Below are 21,388 nucleotides of genomic sequence, written 5' to 3'. Positions count from 1 at the left end.
TTTAGGGCTAGGAGATAGCCGCTTCTTTAGGTTTGTTCTCTAGTGCTAATAATGCACCCACAATTTCTTGCGAACGTAATGCTAAGACTGATAATAATGTGTCACTAATTCCATGGGATGACTCGCAGCAGCCTTGTAAAAAGACATTCACACTGCAATTCTCCTTCATTGGCATACGGTAATTACGCTCGACTTTACCTTTTGTCATGAAAGGCTCTAAATTATTTAATAGGTGATTGAATTCGTCGTAGCGATAACCTGTTGCCAATACGACTGCATCATAGTTATGCCAGTTCTGCTCATTACTAAGCTGGTCTTTAAGTCGAACAGCCACTTGGTTATTTTTGACACCAACTTCTTGAATGTCATGACAGCGCAAGTATTGGTGTTTTCCTTTCCCTGTGACCCTCTGTAAATAAAGTCGCTCATAAATGGCATTAAGCTCTTCAGTATCGACAACGGAATAATTTGTTGCGCTAAAACGCTCTAGTATTGAGTCACGTTCTTGCTGCTCACTCGAGTAGACATGGTCTGTAAACTCAGGGTCGAAAATTTCATTTACAAATGGACTATCATCCGCTGGGTGTAATGCAAAACGGCGGTTGATCATATGAATTTCACCTTCTTCGCTATATTTATCAGCAAGGTCGACGAAAATTTCAGCTGCACTTTGTCCTGCGCCAACGACGGCTATTTTGGGGTTGCTTGGTAGCTCTTTATCGGTTTCTTGCCATATCTTATATTTGGAAGAATGGATAACTTTATCATGATTCAAGTTCTTGAATGCCTTAGGTAGTTTGGGCATTCCACCCATACCAACAATCAGGTTTTTTGCAATGCGAACTGTTTTATCACCATGAATGTTAGATGAAATCACTTTAACTTTAGAGACATCACCATCGTCTTCAATTGGCTCAATACTGACGACTCTTTGTCCATAATGAACATTTGGCGAAAACTGCTCAGCTACCCAAGATAAGTAATCGTTAAATTCAACGCGAGATGGATTTTGATGGCCAAGGTTAATGAATGCATTAAGTCTATTATGAGAGTGCAGATAATTAATAAAACTGTATTGGCTAGTTGGATTACGTAACGTTACTAGGTCTTTTAAATAAGAAATTTGCATGCGAGTGCCATTGAGTAGCATCCCCCCATGCCAGACGAAATTCGGCTTTTGTTCTAAGAAACAATAGCTCAGTTTTTTACTTTGAGACTGCTCTTCCAGTGCTATGGCGACGGATAAGTTCGCAGGGCCAAATCCTATGGCTAGAACGTCATACTCTTCAATCTTATTAATCATGTTAATCTCACTATTATCCATGCAAGGTGTTTATAGTTAGCCACATTAAGTGGGCTGCTTCTGAGATACGTTTTAAAACGGCAGACTGAAAAATGCATCTCGTAATTGGCTCATTAAGGCTGATCGTTTATGAGGAAAGTCAAACTCCTTTAATTTGGCAAACCCATAAGTTTGTAAGTAATGGATCATTTTCTGGTTGTCTGCTCTTGGCTCGCTAACAATTCTCTGGGTCCTAGGGTCGGACAAGTATAGGAAATGACAAACAGACGGGAGCCATGCAGCGACTTTATGGGGGCCACGATGTTTCTCTTCCCCAACCAGCATATGTATGCCCCGGTCGTAATCTCCGGCGTTATAATAAGGCGCTATACGATCTTCTTTTGCCCAGTAAGCTTCTATGTATGCAAATGGTTCGTCGTTTAAATACGCGATTAGTAGCTGGTTTTTGTTGTTTGCAAGTTGATCTTTTAAGTAGCCTCTATGTTCTTCTAAAGAATCCGCTTGATCCCAAAAAACCGCAACCCGAGCATTGTTTTGCCATTTGTGGAAAAGTTCCAAATGTTCCTCTAGTTCCAAACCATATAAAGCAATTTCTTGCTGTAGCTGAGGAATATAGCGTCGGTATAATTCGCCTTTTTGAGGCTTAGGGCGGATTGGGTGATAGCCCTGATTGCTCAATACCTGCTTGTGGGGGAAAGGGAGGCGAGTCTCTTTTTTCAGCCAGTAAGAAGGAATTTGCAGTAAAACTTCACGCCATAAGATGCTTTGCCCCTCTGAATTTAATGACACTAAATCATCAAGATCTTCGGCAATAGGGCTTTCAAGCAGTATGCATTTTAGTTCCGGATAGTACACAACTAGTGAAGCTAAGCCTTGAATCAACTCTTTAGAAGAGGTGCTTAAATGAGTCAGCTTACCTTGGCCATCGTTATTTTTATGGACTTCTACGGAGCCTGAAGGGAGGCTAATGCTGTACACATCACCTTGCACAGAAATACTCTGCCCAGAGGGCAGAGTATTTTGCAGGTTACAAGAGTTACCAGTCATAAGTCATGCTCGCAATGACGTTGCGGCGGTCACCGTAGAAGCATGTTGTATCGCTAGAACAGGTGGCTACGTACTCTTTATCTAATACGTTTTTAGCCGTTAGCTGGAATTTGTAATCGTTCCAACGATAGCTTGCAGAAGCGTCAAGAAGAGTGAAAGAGGGAACTGTGTCACTATTTGTATTTGAAGTATAGCTTTCGCCTACGTGGCGCAAACCAGCACCTAGTGTAAGGTTATTTAAAGACCCTCCAAGGAACTTATAGTTCGCCCATAAGGATGCTAAGTTTTCTGCCACTTGCACAGGCGTATTACCAATAATGCTGCTAGTCGTGTCATCTGTGATTTCTGAATCAACCACGCTTAGGTTACCAATAACCGTCAAAGAGCGGTTTAGGTTTACAACCGCTTCTAGCTCCGCACCGATATTACGAACTTCACCCACTTGTTTGAATGAGCTCGAGCCACTGGTACCTTGGGCAACATTTTCACGCGTTAGTTGGTAGGCTGCTAGAGCAACGTAACCATCAAACGATGTTGGCTGAAACTTAATACCCGCTTCATACAAAGATGCATATTCAGGTTCAGCTTGGTTACCGTCAGCATCAAACGCTATGCTAGGCGTGAAAGACTCTGCATAACGCGCGTAAGGAACGAATCCATTACCTAACTTATATGAAGCACCTAAGCTGCTGGTTAGCTCCCCATTTTCTACTTCAGTTTTTGCATTGGTAGAGGTGTTGTGGATTGTGGTTTCAGTGTCGTCGTAACGAATGCCTGCATGAAGGGATAAGTTATCTGTAACCGTAATTTGATCTTGCAGATAGAAACCAAGTTGCTTATTTTCTGTATTGGTTGTTTCCAAGTCATCATCTGTAAGCAAAGATTGAGTGGTGGCGCTGAAGAAGTAAATGTCGTCAAAAGAGTTTGATGTGCTAAGGTCAAATACTGCTCCTGTTGCTACTGAAGTTGTTGAAGCGAGAACGTCTCCATCATAAGTAGTGTCTTTGATATCGAGAAACTGGTAATCAACACCAGCTAAAACTGTGTGGTGTGTATCTGGGGTAAAGATGAATCGATTGTCTATATTAAAGGCGTTAGAACTACCATCGTTTACACTGGCACCGATCAGGGCTTGGTTATCACCACTGTAAAAAGCATTTAGATTACTGGCAGCGGCGTAGTAGTAAAACTGTCGAAGTTTTATGTCCATATGACTGAAACGAGCTGACTGCGCGAAAGTAAGGTTATCACTGAAAGCGTGTTCTAACTCATAACCTACAGAGGTTTGTTCTCGTTGATAAGTTTCCCAATCAGAGTAACCAATTAGATCAGCTAAAGATGTGCTGTCGCTGATGTAACCATAGCTTGCTTCGTCTAAGGTGCCTGTTAAAGGTAAAAACTGTAAGTATGGGTCGGAGTCGTCATTCTGGTAGCTGGCAAGGAGAGTTAAGTTAGTCTCATCACTTAATGCCCATGTTAAAGAAGGGGCGATGAAGGTACGTTCTGCTTCAAGGCCGTCTACTTGTGTGCCGTTTTCACGTACAAGGCCGACAACACGAACGGCCATGTCATCACTGATGGCTTTGTTGACATCAAAGTCGACTTCTTTACGGTCATAGGAACCAATTTTTACAGATACTTGGCCAGTGTCTTCTTCTAATTGTGCACGCTTACTAATGAGATTAATAACGCCACCTGGTGGCATTTGACCATTTAAGGTAGAAGTTGGTCCACGGGCAATTTCAACACGCTCTAAAGCGTAAGGGTCAATTTGCCAGCTGTAAAAGCCAGATGAATAAAGGCGTGTGCCGTCTTGGTACAAACCATTGTTGGCTTGCTTGAAACCACGAATGATAAACCAGTCTTGCTTGTTGTCTTCACCGTAGAAGTTCGCTTGAATACTAGGCGTGTATTTCAACGCATCTGCAATACTAATAATCTCGCGGTCATCCATTTGCTCACGCGTTACAACAGATACCGCTTGAGGTGTTTCTACTAAGGGTACATCTGTTTTTGTTGCTGTGCGGCTAACTTCACCAACATAACTGAAGTCAGGGCCAACGGCGCTTTCTTCTTGAGAACCTTCTACTTTTAATGTATCTAACTGTTGAGATGTAGTGCCTGCTTCCTCAGCGTAAAGAGCATTTATCGAAAGTGAGACGGCGATAGCGATAGAACTTAAAACAAACCTAGAATTCATTAATTTACCCTTTAGTTATAGCAATAGTAATGTTGTGAATATTGATAATCATTATCATTGGGTATTCTACTTTCTTTTAGTATGAGAAATAAACCGTTAAAGAGAAAATTTCTTTAATTTACATCTTCATACTTCATGTCTTATACGGAAAAATCTTTAGATGAGCTTATCCTGCCGAATTCGTTATCATCAGATAAAGTATTAACTAACTCTTGGATCAACAAACTATCTTGTACTATTCCTTGATGGTCTGTCTTATAGATTTTGCTGGCGGACAGCTGGTTGAGCTGCGTAAGCTTATCTTCCAGCAAGTGGCACCTTCCATCTGGCTCACCAGCCCAATAGGCATGAAGTGATGTCTTGATTTTTGGTAGTTGATATTGATGACAAAGTGCCCTCATGTGCTGCTCTACCGCCCAACTAAAGAGCATTTGCCTTGCATTCTCAGCAGTGTGTGAGTCAAAGCTTTGTTGATACAGCCAAGTATTAAAGGCCTGTGGCCAATGGTTGGGTGTGGTGCTATTAAATACGTTTAGACAAGCTTGTTTTTGGTGATCGGTAAGTTCACCCAATAGAAGTTCTAAGTGAGACATTAGTGTCTCTTTAGCCTGTGGTGAGCTCCATTGGTCTGCAGCGATTTCTGTGCCAGGGACATAGCAATCTAACAAGCCGATGAATTGGATAGCTTTGTTGTCTTTCTCTAATCTAGAAGCAACTTCTTGGCACAGAGCCCCTCCTAACGACCAGCCGAGTAAGTAGTATGGGCCATCCGGCTGTATGTCTTTAATTGTTGCTGTGTACACATCTGCCATTTGAGCGAAAGAGGTATCAAATTGGTCTGTATAGGCAAAACTTTGTGATTGAATTCCGTATACATCCCTCTTCCCTTCTAATGCTTGTGCTAACTTTTGATAGCCAAGGGTTCTGCCTGTAACAGGGTGAATGCAAAAAATAGGAGGGCGTTTTTCTTTCTCCTTAGAGGTGAAGTTATTGAGTTTTTGAATGAGTTTTAGGTCAGCAGTGACGGGGGCCTGATTCAGCTTCTCTACCTGTTCGTAAACATTTTTTGCCCATTGATTTGCAATAGCGCTTATTTCTTCTGCCTTGTAATGGGCATTCGAATACTCCCAGCTGGCGGATAATTTACCATCCACAATTTGTGAGTTAACCACGAGCGGTGTCAACATACTATTGAAAGGAGATTGGGGCTGACCACCAGCTTCTTTTAAAAGCTTACACCAATGAGAGAAACCATCATTACGGTATTGACCCAAATAGTTGAAGGTAAGAGTGATGTCGTCTGATATTGGTTTTTCTTCTGTTGCAGATAGGTATCGTAAGCCATAACTGATGCCGCCATCTTCTTTTATTAGTTTGAGGTGATTAGATACCTCGTCAATACCTTGAGAAGGAGTTAGCGTGATAGGGTATAAGCTGGTCATCCAGCCGATTAAACGAGTTAAGTCTAGGTCACCAAAAACAGACTCTTCACGACCATGGCCCTCAAGGTAAATAGACAAACTATCATGCTGGTTTTTTGCAAGCTGAGTGCCTGATAAAGCGGTTAATAATATACTTGTTGTATCTTGTTTAGTTTTTAATAGCTCACTGGTTTGCAGCTCATTAAGCTCAACGCTAACAACCTGTTTATTAGTATACAAAGCGGGAGCGTCTGCTCTGTTAGTAGAATGGCTGGTTTTGAAATACTGCTGCCAGAAAGCTTCCCTTTGTTGGCCGTAGTTTGATTGCTGCCACTCTTTAAGCTGCTCAATAGCCATGTCTAGGCTTGCGTAATTTATAGGTAATGAGATTTTCTGGTTGGCTATTATTTGCTGGTAAACCGTCCATAGATCGTCAAATAAAACCCGCCACGAAACGCCATCAATGGCCATATGATGAATGACCAGTAAAAAACGGCTAGATTGTCCCAATACATTGGCATAACCCGCTTGGAGTAGGTGCCCTTTTGTTATATCTAGACTAGTTTGTATATCATTAGCAAAGGTTTCAAATTCTGCTTCATTACTTACTTCCGTTTTTAATAAAAGATTACGTTCTTCAAAAGCAAGAAAGCGTTGCTGCCACTTTTTACTGACTTTTTCTGGCGAGCTTTGCTGCTGAGAAAAAGCCAGACGTAAACTGGGGTGGTGTTTAACTAAAGTGTTTAAAGCTTGGTTTAATGCTTCAGAGTCCATGTCTTGCTTGAGCTCAACACAAACATGCTGGTTCCAATGGTTTGGTGTAGCAAAGTTTTGTGCCATAAAGTGCGCTTGAATGGGCATGAGGTCAAAGCTTTCAGTTGGAAGCTCTTTTTGTTCAGCGGCTTGTAGTCGAGTTAGTTCTAGTGCTAACTCGCAAAGTATTGGTGTAGTAAATACTTGCTTAGGTGTCACGTTAAAACCAGAAAACTTCAACTTGCTGACCAATTGAAGGCACAAAATTGAGTCCCCACCAAGGGCAAAGAAGTGGCTGTTTCTTCCAATACTTTTACCATCAAGCCCTAATAAGCTAGACCAAATGTTAGCTAAAAGGATTTCCTGAGGTGTGCTTGGTTCTATGAAAAGTTCATTATCATTCTTAGTAGGCGTTGGTACGGGGAGCGTTTTTCGGTCAATTTTACCTGCTGGCGTTAGGGGGATGTTATCTAGCCATAATAGCTGAGAAGGCACCATATAATCAGGTAGTTCTGTTGCTAATTGGTCTAGTAACTTCGAGCTCTCACAATGTGTTAGTTCTTTTGTTTTATTTGAATCATGTAAATAGCCGATGAGTTGGCTATTGACGGAAGAAGTATCCAAATTGACTAGGCAGGTTTCTAGACCAGAAAGTTGTTGTAAACGGTTTTCGATTTCTCCTAATTCAACACGGAACCCACGAATTTTTACTTGTTGGTCCACACGTCCTAGGTACTCCATGACATGTTGCTCATTCCAACGAACAAGGTCTCCTGTTCGATACATTCGCTCGCCATTATTCATAAAGGGATCAGGTAAAAAACGTTCACTTGTTAGATCGGGTTTATTTAAGTAACCACGAGCCAAACCAACTTCACCGCCAATGTATAGTTCACCAACTTGGCCTGATTTCACTGGGTTTAATAGATTATCTAGAACATATAGACGACGCTTTCCGACAGGTAGGCCAATTGGAGCATAGGCACTTTTTAATGATTCATTCTTTTCTTCAGAAGCTGTATCTGCACGCCAAATCATAGGAGTAACGACAGTTTCTGTCGGTCCATAGCCATTTATAATTCGAGGGGGCGACAACAATTGTTGCATTCGATCATAAGTTTCTTTGGTAAAGGCCTCTCCACCTAAGGTCCAAGAGCGAACTTGTAGGTTAGGTTGTACTTGTTCGATCCAATCTAATAGTGGTGCGATATAGCTCGGTGGGAAACAAGCGACAGTAACGCCTTCATCTTGAAGGGTTTGGCATGTTTTCTCGGCACTCCAAAGAGCTTGATCTCGGATGATCAGTTTCGAACCAAAAGCAAGGGGCACAGTCCAGCGTTCTACGGCCCCATCAAAGCTGATAGAGGCAAAATGAAGCTCTATATCGGTAGGTGTCATCTTGTATAGCTTGCCAATCGTTTGCACATGCATGCTTAAGCCTTGGTGATTGATGGCAACGCCTTTGGGCTTACCTGTTGAGCCTGAGGTATAAATGATATAAGCCAGCTGTTCGGGGTAAATGCGAAGGCTGAGGGCTGCTTGCGGAAACTCACTGAGCTTGATAGAGGCTAATGGCAAGTGTTGGATATGACTGTGCTGAAAATGACTGGCAATGGTACTCCAGCTGGTATTTATGTCGTTATTTACAGAGCTATTGGAAAGCACCCACTTCACACCTGAATCTTCCATCATATAAGCGAGGCGTTCTTTAGGGTAGTCCGGATCTAGTGGTAAAAAGGCACCGCCTGCTTTCATAATAGCTAGCATAGCAATGATCATTTCACTGCTTCTTTCAAATAAAACTCCGACTGGCTCATCACGTTTAATACCTAGCGTTAACAGATAGTGTGCGAGCTGATTAGATTGTGTTTCTAGTTCTGAGAAAGTGTATTCTTTCGTTGAATGCTTGATTGCGACTTTATCTGGATGTTCAATTGCTTGAGTCGCGATTAACGCTGTGATGTCTTGATATACCCATTCATACTCAGGACCCGTATGAGGCAGAGATAGCTGTTGTATTATGGCCTTTTCTGACGTTGTGAATGTGTTCTTCTGTGCGAGAGGCGTGTGCAATTCCGTGTCAATACTATTTAGAAGTGCTTGGAGAACATCATAAAGTTCACGCATTTTTTCTGAGTCAATGCGATCTTTTGCATAGGTAAGCACTACGTTGCTGGTGGTGCCGCTAGAGTCGCTGGTGGCTTGTTCTCGTATATCCAAAGCAATATCGAACAGTGCAAATTGTCCCTGTTGAGGAACAGTAGAAATACTGACATCTTGTGCAAGCTGAACCTGATTATTAGATTCCACTTGATGATTAAAGAGCGCCTGAAAGAGAGGTGTTTCACCTGCAACACGCTCTGCGTTCGTAGTTTGGGTATGGCCTTTTTCTTTTCTATTTTGTGTTAATGAAGCGACAAGTTGATCAAAAGGAAGTAGCTGGTGCTCTTGCGCCTGTAGTACTTTTTCATGTGAAGACTTCACACATTGGCTGAATCTGGAGGTTGGCTTAATGTTTTGTCGAATCACCATAGTATTGACAAAAAAACCAATGACATCGGTAACTTCTTGGCGGTGTCTATTTGCCATTGGCATGCCGATATAGATGTCTTCAACACCAGTGGCTTTTGCCAAAGCGGTTTGCCATAAAGTTAGCCAAAAGCTGGATGTGGTGACAGCCATTTGGCGTGCTAGCTGGGCCACTTTTTCATGTTGCTCTTGTGGTAACTGAAAGGAGAGTGTTGCAGCACTACGTCGTTGATTCAGCTCAACCTTTTGGTTCCATTCATAGAGCTTTTGAGGTTGCTCTGTGCCCAATTCCTTGTGCCAAAAGTCTAAGTGGTTTTTGTCCTTCCCTGCTTTTAACAATGCATTTTGCCAAGTTGCGTAGTCCCTGTATTGAATGTTTAGTGGTGCTAAATCTATACCTTGATAAGCAGTAATAAGGTCTTGCATGAATAAGCTGACAGACCAGCCATCGGACACAAGGTGATGCATGACGATTTGAACTCGGTAGCAATGCCTGTTTATTTTTACACATTGAAAGCGTATGGGCGTTTGATTGTATAGGTCGAAAGGTTTAGCGACAAAATTTTGAAGAAGTGCTGGTAATGCGTCGCTTGGTTGCGAAGAGTAATCCAATATTTCCATCTGGACGATAGGTTGCTTCTCGACATATTGACGAACTTCATAGGAGGATGTTGCCTCTTTTTCTGGTGCAGCACTCTCAGGTTTAATTGAGACAAATCGTGTACGCAAAATTTGATGCTTATCGATTATTTTGCTTAACGAGTTTTCTAGTTTTGTTAAGTCCAACTCACCCTGAATATCAAAAGCACCACTCATATGGTAAGCACTATTAGCAGGGTCTAATTCATAAATATCCCACATGCGCTTTTGCGCCGGAGATAAGGGTGCAAGGGTGCTGCTTGACTCGGATGTGTGGATATCATCAGCAGTTACGATAGGTAGCTTTTCAAAGTTAATGCCTTTGCTATCTAATAGACTAATAAATTTAGCTTGTTCTTGTGTGCCTAACTGCAAAAAACGCTTTGCTAAAGCCGTTTTGTCGGCCTGCTTATTGGTGTTAGCTTTCATTTATAAGAGCTCCAGATCGTCCATTAACGCAGCCATAGCGTCGAGATCATCTTGTTCATTTTCATTTTCTGTTTGGTAGCGGTCATTCAGGCTATCTGCTAACGACTGCAAACTGTTTGCGTCAAAAAATTCCTTGAGCGTTATCTCTAGCCCTAAGTCCTTTTGAGCTAAGGCAACAATCTTGGTGGCTAACAGTGAATGCCCACCGAGTGCAAAGAAATTGTCGTCTAGCCCCACTTGCGGCACATCAAGGACGGTTTGCCAAGTTGAAGCCAACCAAATCTCTAAATCGGTTTCGGGGGCTCTATATGCCACTTTCGAGAATGTGGGCTCAGGTAATGCTTTACGATCACGCTTTCCACTTGGTGACAGGGGCATAGTATCAAGAGGAATAAATATGGCGGGCACCATATAATCAGGAAGGTGCTGAGCTAAATGGGCTTTTATAGAAGCTTCTAACTCGTCTCCCCAGGTATTACTCACAATATAAGCAACCAGTTGAGTAGCGCTTTGATTCGATGATTCTGTTGTGGCGTAAGCGCTATAACGATGGGCAATTACGGCAGACTCCTCAATCATTGGGTGTTGATTGAGGGTGTTTTCAATCTCTTCCAGCTCAATACGAAGACCACGAATCTTCACCTGATTATCCAGCCGATCTAAATACTCAAGCCTGCCGTCAGGCATGCGAATGACCTTATCCCCTGTACGGTACATACGTGATCCAGCTTTCCCCCAAGGATTAGGGAGAAAACGTTCAGCAGTTAGATCTGGACGACCAAGGTAACCACGAGCAAGTCCATCTCCAGCGAGATAAAGTTCGCCCGGTAATCCAATAGGAGTTGGGTTTCCATAGCTGTCTAAAACGTGTAGCTGGATGTTGTTGATGGCATACCCAATAGGTGTGCGTTTTCCCACAGGTTGCTGGCATTGCCAGTAACTCACATCTATTGCCGCTTCGGTCGGGCCATATAAATTATGTAATTCGCTAGTGGATTGAGACAACACTCGGTCTACCAGTTCAGCAGGCAACGCTTCACCACTACAGATGATACGTTTTAGGCTTGTGCAGGCGGCTATGTCTGTTTCACTTTCAAAGGCGTGTAGCATAGAAGGCACAAAATGAATGGTAGAGACCTTCTGTTCAATAATGGTTTTATGTAACAGCTCTGGTTGGCGGTGATGGTCTGGTGGTGCAATGGCAAGTCGCGCACCATACATTAGTGGCCAGAAAAACTCCCAAACAGAAACATCAAAGCTAAAAGGTGTTTTTTGTAAAACACAGTCCGAGTCAGTGAGCTGATATGCATCTTGCATCCACTCTAAACGGTTCTGTAAGGCTGCTTGGTGATTGATAACCCCTTTGGGTAAGCCAGTAGAACCAGACGTAAATATGGCATATAAAGCCAATTCTTCATGCCAGTGAACAGAGGGTGGGACTAGGCTCTGTGTATTTACTTCGGGCTCGTTAAGTAGAGTGTCGATAGTAATATAACGGCATTCGGGCTTAGTCGTATCTTCTTGAGAAACTGCATTTTCTAGATCAGTCTTAGAGGTTGGCCACTGATTGATAGTTGCAGTATCCGTTAACAACAAAGGCACATCAGCTGATTCAAGAATATAGAGCAGTCGATCACTTGGGTAACTAGGATCTAGAGGAACGTAGGCGGCTCCAGCACGCGTAATAGCATGTAAGCCTATCACTAACTCAATGGATCGAGGCAGGCCTAATCCAATACGACTTTCTTCCTTTACTCCTTGAGAACGCAGCCAGTTGGCTAACTGTGTTACCTTGCGATCGAAGTCGGCATAGGTGATGGATTCATTTTGGAAAGAAAGTGCGATGGCATTTGGTGTTTTCTTCGCTTGTTCAATAATGGTAACGACAGGCGACTGGAATTGCCCCCAACTCCTTTCGGTTTCATTGAATTGACTGATGAAAGTTTGTTCACTTTTATCCACTAATGTGAGTTCAGCAATACGTTTTTTATCATTATCTTTTATGGAATCTATTGCTATTTGATCCAGTAAAATAAGCCAGTGTTTGAGTATTGAGGCAGCAAAGTTTTCATCGAAAACGGGCGAAGTGTAGTTGATAAAGCCTCCCCAGTCGCTTTCGCTGAATTGTTGTATATCAAGGCTTATTTCAAGCTGAGCGGCAACAACGCCAGGATCAAAAGGCTGTGCTTTTATATCTCCCCATAGATCAAAGAGGCTTTTATCTAACTGCTGAAAGTTGAAGCTAGTTTGATAAAGAGGGTGATGTTGTAGATTTCCTGTTACTCCAAGTGCTTCTACTACCACTTCAAAAGGTACATCCTGACGGCTAAGAGCTTGTTCATTGAATGCTTTAATGTCTTGTAGCAAGGAGGAGAATGTAGTCTCTTCGGTAAATACAGAAGAGGTGACTAGGTTGTTAATAAAGCAGCCTTGCATGCTCTCTGTAGCAGGTTGACTACGGCCAGCCACAGGAATGCCAACACGAATATCTTTACGGTCAGAATATTTGTGTAGCACCAAATGCCAAAGGCTCAACATCACATTAAACACAGTGGTTTTATGGGCGCTGGCCAGAGAAGTAATTTGCTCTATTTGTTGCTGAGTCAAAGTGAAGTGCTGACGTTTACCTATCGTTTGCAGGTCTGAACGTGAGACTTCACTTTGTAAGACTAAAGGTTCTATGTCACTTTTAAGGGTGTTCTTCCACCATGCTAAATCACGTTGAGCTTGGTCGGATTTTAGCCAGTTTTGTTGCCAATGGGCGTAATCTACGTATTGAGTGTCAGGCTGTTTAAGGGCTATTTCCACTGTTTTAGCTTGCGGATCTTGAGCTATATCAAGGTAGTTTTCAGCTAGCTCTTTAATAAAGCGCTGCATAGAGACACCATCAGAAATGATGTGGTGAATAACGAGTAAAAGTTCAAATTGAGTTGGACTATTTTCGACGATATAAGCGCGCAGTAACCTAGGTTTTGTTAAGTCAAAAGGTTGCCCAATCCACTCTAGTCTTTGTTGCTCAATTGACTCAAACTCAGCAACGTGATGACGTGATAATAAAGGTAGTTCTTTTGTATAATCGAGTTTAGGGTGAATGAGCTGCATTAGCTCACCATCTATTTGAGTGAAAGAGGTGCGTAATATCTCATGGCGATTCACAAGAAGCTTTAATGCTTCTTCTAAATGTTCTAATTGTAGCTGCCCTAATAAGGTAAGACCGAGTGGCATATGATAAGCAGAACTTTCTGGCATTAACTCTTGCACAAACCACAGTCTTTTTTGTGAGGTGCTTACAGGCATTAGGTCTAAACGAGGCACTTGAGCAATAGGTGTAAGTGCATCCGTTGCAGTGCTTTGGTTTTGAGTGCAATGAGCTGCCATGGAACATAATTCACTAGCTGAAAAAACATCTTGTAGAGGCAGATGAATGTTTTGTTGTTGTAATCGTCCGACCAGTTGCGTGGCGAGTAAAGATTGCCCACCTAAATTGAAGAAGTCATCATGACGGCTTACCTTTTCAATATTGAAAAGCTGTTGCCATTGCTCGGCAAGTTGCTCTTCCATATCTCCTTTAGGTGGAACGTAGTCGATGGTCTTTGCATGCAGTTCAGGGGCAATTAAACGTTTTTTATCTATTTTACTGGCTGGAGTTAAAGGTAATTGCTCCATTACAACTAATTGAGATGGCACCATATAGTCAGGAAGCTGCTTACCTAACTCAGTTAATATAGCTTGAAGGTCTGTATCAGAATGAGGTGCTGATGCGTGTTCATTACTTTCTAGGTAGCCCACTAAATACTTATTAAGAGAGGAACCTTCAGTTTGCTCAAATGCTACGACAGCACATTGTTTGCAGCCGCTTACCTTTTGTAAAAGACTTTCAATTTCACCTAATTCAATACGGAAGCCGCGAATTTTTATCTGGTCATCTATACGGCCTTGATACTCCATGATTCCGTCTGTGCGCCAACGAACTAAATCGCCGGTACGGTACATGCGTTCACCATTTTGGCTGAATGGGTCGGGTAAAAAACGCTCGGCTGTGAGGTCTGGTCGGTCAAGATAACCTCGTGCTAATCCTGCCTCATTGCCAATATAGAGTTCGCCTATAACACCAGCAGGAACCGGTTGTAATGCACTGTCGAGGATATACAAAGATCGTGCGCCAACGGCGTTACCTATAGGAGCATATGCGCTACTCAATGGTGTATCCGGGTAGGCTTGCCATATCATTGGTGTGACTACGGTTTCGGTTGGCCCATAACCGTTAATAATACGTCGAGGCTGCAGTGTTTCTTGAAGTTTGAAGTAGGTTTCTTTTGTAAAGGCCTCACCACCTAACGTCCATGAACGAACATTTAGATTAAGTTGGATATCTTTCTGCTGTTCTAATTCTATCCATTCAAGTAAGGGTCCGACATAGCTAGGCGGGAAACAAGCAATACTAACCTGCTCTTTTTCCAAAACATCACAGGTTTCACTGGCACTCCATAATTGCTGATCACGAATAATAAGAGAAGAGCCAAATGCTAGTGGCACACTCCAGCGTTCGATGGCCCCATCAAAACTAATAGAGGCAAAGTGCAGCTCTATATCATTGGGCTGCATACCATAGCGCTGCCCAATGGTTTGCACATGCATGCTCATGCCGAGCTGTGATACACATACGCCTTTGGGTTTTCCTGTCGACCCCGATGTGTAAATAACATAGGCGAGTTGATCAGGAAGTAAATGGGGTCTTTCTTTAAGCTCTTTCTGTATGTCTATGTCGGCGAAGAGAATGGTTTTTTCAGGTTGATAGATAGTATTCGCTAGCTCTTGGGAGACATTGTCAGTAATTAAGCTGAGAGCGTGACTATCTTCCAACATATAAGCTAGGCGCTCTTTTGGGTAGTCAGGATCAAGTGGTAAGAAGGCGGCACCAGCTTTGAGAATGCCAAGCATAGTTACCAACATATCCGTGCCTCTTTGATGTAGAGCACCGATAATATTGTCTGGTTTTACCCCCAGTTCAATGAGGTGTGCCGCAACGGCATCACTTTGTTGGTCAAGTTGTGAATAGGTCAAAGAAATTCGTTTACTGCTGTGTGAGGTGACGATTCCTAATGGGTTAGCCACAATGGCTTCTTTGGTTGGTAATGCTTTTGCTTGTTCACTAACAAGCTGAGAAAAAGGGATATAACTCCAAGGCTCGCTGGCCTTATGGTAGCTGTTTAATGTTTGTGCTTGTCTTTCATCCAGTATTGATAAACTGCTAAGAGGCTGACTAAGATGTTGTATTAATTGATCTAAGTAATGGTTTGTTGTGGAGGCTAAGTTTTCGATGTCCCATTTACTAAAGTGAGACGAATCATAGGCGAAGACAATACGCAGGAAATCACCAGGCAACACGGCTAAGGTTAGTGGGTAGTGTGTAAATTCATAGCTATCTGGTTCACCTACTTCTAAGCCGCTTTGCTTCAGTAAGTTTTTATCGAGAGGGTAATTCTCAAAAACCATTAGTGTGTCAAATATGTTGCTGTCATCTAATGGTGACTGGGCTTGTACATCGGCTAATGAAGAATAACTAAATTCACGTTGAGTACTGGTTTGTGATTGCAGCTCGTTGAGCCAATCATTTGTATTTGATGAAAAGTCGATTGAGTGAGTGACTGGGAGCGTATTAATAAACAGCCCAACCATAGACTCACTGTTTTCTAGAGAAGTGGGTCTGCCTGCCACAGTGTTACCAAATATAGGGTTGTTTTGCCCGGTATAGCGTTGCAGAGTTAGCAGCCATGAAGCCTGAATGAGAGTGTTTAATGTTAATCCTGCATTTTGCAAAGCGGCTTGCCATAGAGACAAAGTAGGCGTTTCAATATCAAGATTATAGCGAACATGACCTTGATCTGATTCTAAGGCCGTCACATTACTGTTCTTTCTTCCATAAAGGTTTGCTAGGTGAGTCGGTGCTTCAATATTAGCGAGGTAAGATTGCCAGTAGTCCACTGAATTCTTAGCATCTTGGTCGGCAACCCAGTCGAGATAATTTGAAAAATCATGATGTATTTTAGGTAGTTGCGTGCCTTGATACAAAGAGAATAGCTCACTTAGCAGCACCCCCGTGCTCCATCCATCCATTAATATATGGTGAATTGTGAAAATACATTGTAGTTCGTCTGCTGTGGTTTGAACTAAATCTATTCTCCATAAAGCTTCTAGTGAACTTGTATCTAGAGCTTGCTCTAATTTAAAGCCTTGTTGGATTAGTTGGCTTTTATAACTTTCAAGGTCAAATGACAGTGTGTGTTGAGTATCTTTTATCTTGTAATTAAGTGCGAGTTCCGGCCAGGTAACTTGATATGCCTGCCCATCAATTTGGCTAATTGTTGTGCGTAAAATTGCATGTCGTTCCATTAAACTTTGCCAATACTTGATGAGCCTTTCAGACGAAGCTCCTCTAATGGGAAGCGTTATCTGGTTGACGTAAGTGTTATTGCTATTGGACAGTTTTGCATGGAAGTACAGACCCTGCTGTAAGGTAGATAGAGGGAGGACTTTTTGTGGTAATGCACCTTTGTTATCGTGTGAATGTTGGCTTACTTTCGCTAAGGTTGCTAAAGATAATTCTGTATGCGGTGCATCACTTTTGGTTAGCGTTGGCGTGTGTGCTAAACAGTAATTCGTAATGGAAAGTATTGTGGCCTTTAATTCATGGATTAAATTGTTACTACTTTTTGCAATTGAGATGTTACTGTCTAATTCAATGTCTAACGATAAACCTTGCTCATTTTCACTAATATTAAAAGTGATTCCAGTTTCGGCTGGCATATTGCTGTTTCGCCATAAGCCAAATTTCGATACTTCTATTCCAGTGACTTTTGTATTGGTAGCACTGCCTAAATAATTAAAGAGCACATCAATTGAGTCTGAGTAAGACCAGTGTTTCTGTACAACGCCTGCCGAGTAGCCTATTCCACCAGAAGTGACCGATATAGCAAGGTCTTTAAAATGGCCTAAAGTAAGCCCTAACTCGTCATGAATATTGATCTTGTGTGGGAATAACGCAGTAAACCAGTTAATACTGTGTGATAAGTCTAGTCCAAACTGCTCTGAGTAACGGCCATGACTTTCTTTGTGCACAGTGAAGGTATTCTTACCTGTTAGCTTGGCCAGTGTACAAGATATTGCTGCAAGTAAACTGGTTTCTTTATCTAATTGAGCGAAGCGCTTTGTTTGCTCAAATAATGTATTTGCTGTTCCAGTGTCAATTTGACAGTGGAGAGATGTAATTTCACCTCGCTTGTTAGGGAAGAGGCTATCACTTACTTGTTCATTCCAATACTGCTGCTCTTTTGTAGATAAAGAATAGCCGTTGAGAGCCTGATGCCAGTCCGCTTGGTGGTGTGTCTTTTGAGGTAAAAGATACTTGCTGTTATCAAGGGTTAGGTTCTGAGTATAGAGACCAATCAGATCCTGAACCAGAGTCAACCAAGACAGAGCATCGACCACAAGGTGGTGAACAGCAATTATGACTTCGCCACTTGATGTATTGGCTCCAACAGATATATTTCTCCCTAAACTGGGGGAAATGGAAGTTTGTACCAGTGTTGCTGTACTCTCTGTTATACCCTGAGGGTTATCCAATACTTGAAAAGAAAATAGAGGTTCATTAGCGTTAATGTCAGCGTAGTTTGCCGTATCTGTCGATGAGGAAAACTTAAGTCGTAAAGCGTCATGATGAGATACTAATAAGGCGACAGCATGACGCAAAGCGTTTGGGTCAATATTGTCTGCAAGGTGAAATTGCATGTATTGATTACATAATGCATGGTCGAGTTGCTGTATAAAACGAGCTTGCATGGGTAATAAAGGTACGGGGCTATTTTGCCCGCTTGGAAGGACGTGCTGATCTGCATTTTTTATTTTCTTACTTACGCTTTCGGTTAAACGGTCAGCCATTTCTGCAAGGGTCGGCTGATCAAATACCTCTTTGGGTGTCAGTAGTAAATTCTTCTGTCTTAGTTTTCCTACTAATTGTAGTGCCATAATAGAGTCGCCACCTAGGGCGAAGAAGTGGCTGTCAGCTCCGACAGAGTCAAGACTTAGTAGCTCACACCAGATATTGGCAAGTAGTTTCTGTTTGTTTGTTGTTAATTCAGAAAATTCGGAGTCTTCCTTTTTAGGTTGCCACTCTAAATTAGCGAGCTTGGTACGGTCGATTTTTCCTGCTGGTGTTAGCGGCAGCTTTTCATGAGTTATGATATCCACTGGAACCATGTAGTCAGGTACTTGCTCTGCCAGTTGTGCTAACCAGTCATTTTTTTGTGCTTGTTCAGGGTTATTTAATTGTATGTAAGCAATAAGCTTGGTGCCTGAATGAGCTTTATGGGCAACTACAGCACACAGCTCTGATCCTGCAATAGCTTGCAGGCGCGACTCAATCTCTCCTAACTCGATTCGAAATCCTCGAATCTTGATTTGCTGGTCTGCACGGCCTAGATATTCAACAACACCATCTTGTCGGAAAGAAACTAGGTCTCCAGTACGGTACATACGTTCGCCATTATTGGCGAATGGATCTGGTAGGAAACGTTCTGCAGTTATATCCGGTCGATTGAAATAGCCTCGGGCAAGCCCTACTTCCATGCCTATATAAAGTTCACCAATTGAACCTACAGGCAGTCTAGATAGGTTTTCATCCAATACGTAAAGTTTTCGTTCTCCTACAGCGGTACCAATTGGAGCATAGGCGCCAGTGAACGACTCACCATTTTCAGCACTCCAAATCATGGGGGTTACTACTGTTTCTGTCGGACCATAACCATTAATAATTCTAGGTGGGTTGATAACAGATTTAATTCGTTCAAATGTTTCATGAGTAAAAGCTTCACCTCCTAATGTAATTGAGCGCAAAGCAAGGGATGGTCTTGTTTCTTCAATCCAATCAAGCAATGGCCCCATATAACTGGGAGGGAAGCAGGCAATGGTTACGTTTTCTTCACATAATACCTTTGTGGTTTTTTCTGGCGTCCATAGCTCTTGATCACGAATAATTAAGCGTGAGCCAAAAGCTAATGGCACGGTCCAACGTTCGACGGCACCATCAAAACTTATAGAGGCAAAATGAAGCTCACAGTCATCTGGTGTCATGCCATAGCGTGCTCCAATTGTTTGGATATGCATTGTTAGTCCCAAATGATCGACTGCAACTCCCTTTGGCGTGCCTGTAGATCCAGATGTATAAATCAAATAGGCCAAATTATTTGGGTGTAAATTGGCATTCGGTTCTGTGTCTGGAAGGTCCTCTAGCAGTAAAGAGCTAAGGGCAATGATTTCCTGTTTTGTCAGACTCTGTGCGCTTTCAAATAAATGTTGCTGAGTTAAGAGAAGTAGAGATTGGCTGTCTTTTAGCATGAAGCCTAAGCGTTCAGAGGGGTAGTCAGGGTCTAATGGTAAAAATGCAGCACCAGCTTTCATGACCCCTATCATGGCAATAAGCATATCTGTCCCACGTTCCATCATGACTCCGATTACATTATCTTTCAGTGATGGAGAGCGAGCCGCTAAAAAGTGAGCTAATTGGTTAGACCTTTTATCTAGCTGAGCATAAGTGAGTGTTTCTGCGTTGTGTTGAATTGCAATAGCATCAGGCTGTAATAATGCTTGTTCTGTGAGTAGCTGAGTAAAAATAGTAGGGGAGTACGTTTCTCTTATGGCAGAGGTTTTATCTAGCCATATATTATCTTCAGCAGTAATTATTGATAGTTGTGCCTTTGGCTTTGTAGGAGACGAGCATATCTCCGCTAAGATTTGTTTGTAGCTTGATATAAAGCGGTGGATGAAACTTTGGGTGAATTTTTCTTTCGCATAAACAAAACGCAGTGAGAGTTGATCGCCACTTATTGCATCCAGTACAAGTTCGAAAGGAGTTTCTACAACAGGGAACTCTTTAAAGACGGCTTGAAAGTCACTTGCACTCAAAAGCAAACCACTTCCGTGTGCCCTAAAGTTAAAGGCGGTGGTGGGTAGTGATAGAGTGGATTGGCCATCTGCTTGTTCACCCAATTGCTCGATGGGTAAGGCAGAGTATTTGACCGACTCTTTCATAATGCGTTGAACTTTATGCGATATTTCTTCGAGGGTTTCTAGTGGGGAAAGTGGCATGCCTAGAACGGCATTGTTTACGTAAAAACCTACTGAACGTCTAGTTTTACTATCTCTGTTTAAAGCTGGCACAATGATAGATGGGTGAGCATTGTTGGCGTACGAAGATAGGGTAAGTAAAAGAGCTGATGAAAGTAGTTCAAAGCGTGTTACACCTATTGATTTAGCAGCCTCTGTTATCTTTTGTGTTTCACTTTCAGTCAACGCATTTTCAATATGTCCTGCGGAATAAGATAGATCGCTTTTTACGTCTGCCACTGGAAGTTCAAGAGGGGTATCACCTAATAGGTTTAGCGCTCTCCAGTGCTGTTGTGATCTTTTTAGATCTTCTTCAGAGACTCGCTGAGTGGCAAACTCTAAATAGGAAGAGCCAGAGTTTTTCCCTGCTTTTCCTTTCCCTGTTAGGAGATTAAGCAGTTTTTTACAGCATAATGATAGAGACCACCCATCCATTATTAAGTGGTGTGCCCCTAGAAATATGGCAAAATGATTGTTTGATATCTCATAAACACATGAGCGAGTCAGATTTTGTTTTTTTAGATTATAGGGTTTATACATCCTTTCTTGTGCATCTTGTTCAATCCAAGTGGTCGCATCAACTATGTTTGTATTTTGACTCATATGAGATAAGTCAATGAAATCTGAACCTAAGAATAGGCTGTGATCAACCCTTTGTAGCGGCTCTCCTTTACTGTCATCAAATATTAGATTTAGGGAAGGCGTTTGTTCTGCTAAATCAGATAAGGCTGCTAATAATTGTTTTTTGTTAAGATTATTTCCCTTGAACCAAAGTAAACCTCCAAGGTTATAAGCGACACTTTGAGGTTTAATCTGGTGGAACATCCATAAACGCTGTTGTGAGTAAGAAAGAGGGTGCCATTTATGTTGTGTCGGAGTCATATTCATACTTTCCATTACAGTGCG

At 42.2% G+C, this 21,388-nt stretch carries 5 protein-coding genes; all 5 read right to left on the bottom strand.

All coding sequences use genetic code 11. The features are described 5' to 3' along the window. Positions 1-7: 7 nt before the first annotated feature. On the bottom strand, positions 8-1,303 hold the full coding sequence (locus OFY17_RS01655; protein ID WP_263528951.1) for a lysine N(6)-hydroxylase/L-ornithine N(5)-oxygenase family protein: 1,296 nt from the start codon (positions 1,301-1,303) through the stop codon (positions 8-10). A gap of 72 nt (positions 1,304-1,375) precedes the next feature. After that, positions 1,376-2,350 (bottom strand): GNAT family N-acetyltransferase, encoded by a 975-nt coding sequence (locus OFY17_RS01650; protein ID WP_263528950.1) that lies wholly within the window; start codon positions 2,348-2,350, stop codon positions 1,376-1,378. After that, positions 2,340-4,550 carry a TonB-dependent siderophore receptor gene (locus OFY17_RS01645; RefSeq protein ID WP_263528949.1) on the bottom strand — a complete coding sequence of 737 codons (2,211 nt, stop codon included), beginning with the start codon at positions 4,548-4,550 and terminating at the stop codon, positions 2,340-2,342. The genes OFY17_RS01650 and OFY17_RS01645 overlap by 11 nt, the downstream gene beginning before the upstream one ends. 140 nt (positions 4,551-4,690) lie before the next feature. Continuing rightward, positions 4,691-10,321: a non-ribosomal peptide synthetase gene (locus tag OFY17_RS01640; RefSeq protein WP_263528948.1), complete on the bottom strand. Its 5,631-nt coding sequence runs from the start codon at positions 10,319-10,321 to the stop codon at positions 4,691-4,693. After that, the gene (locus tag OFY17_RS01635) at positions 10,322-21,364 is read right to left on the bottom strand and encodes a non-ribosomal peptide synthetase (RefSeq protein WP_263528947.1); all 11,043 of its coding nucleotides are present in this window, start codon (positions 21,362-21,364) and stop codon (positions 10,322-10,324) included. It lies immediately after the preceding gene. Positions 21,365-21,388 lie beyond the last annotated feature (24 nt).

The organism is Marinomonas sargassi, assembly GCF_025716875.1.
In the GTDB taxonomy this organism is placed as follows: domain Bacteria; phylum Pseudomonadota; class Gammaproteobacteria; order Pseudomonadales; family Marinomonadaceae; genus Marinomonas; species Marinomonas sargassi.
Note: the sequence above shows the minus strand (reverse complement) of the source record. Positions and strands in the feature narration are given on the sequence as shown.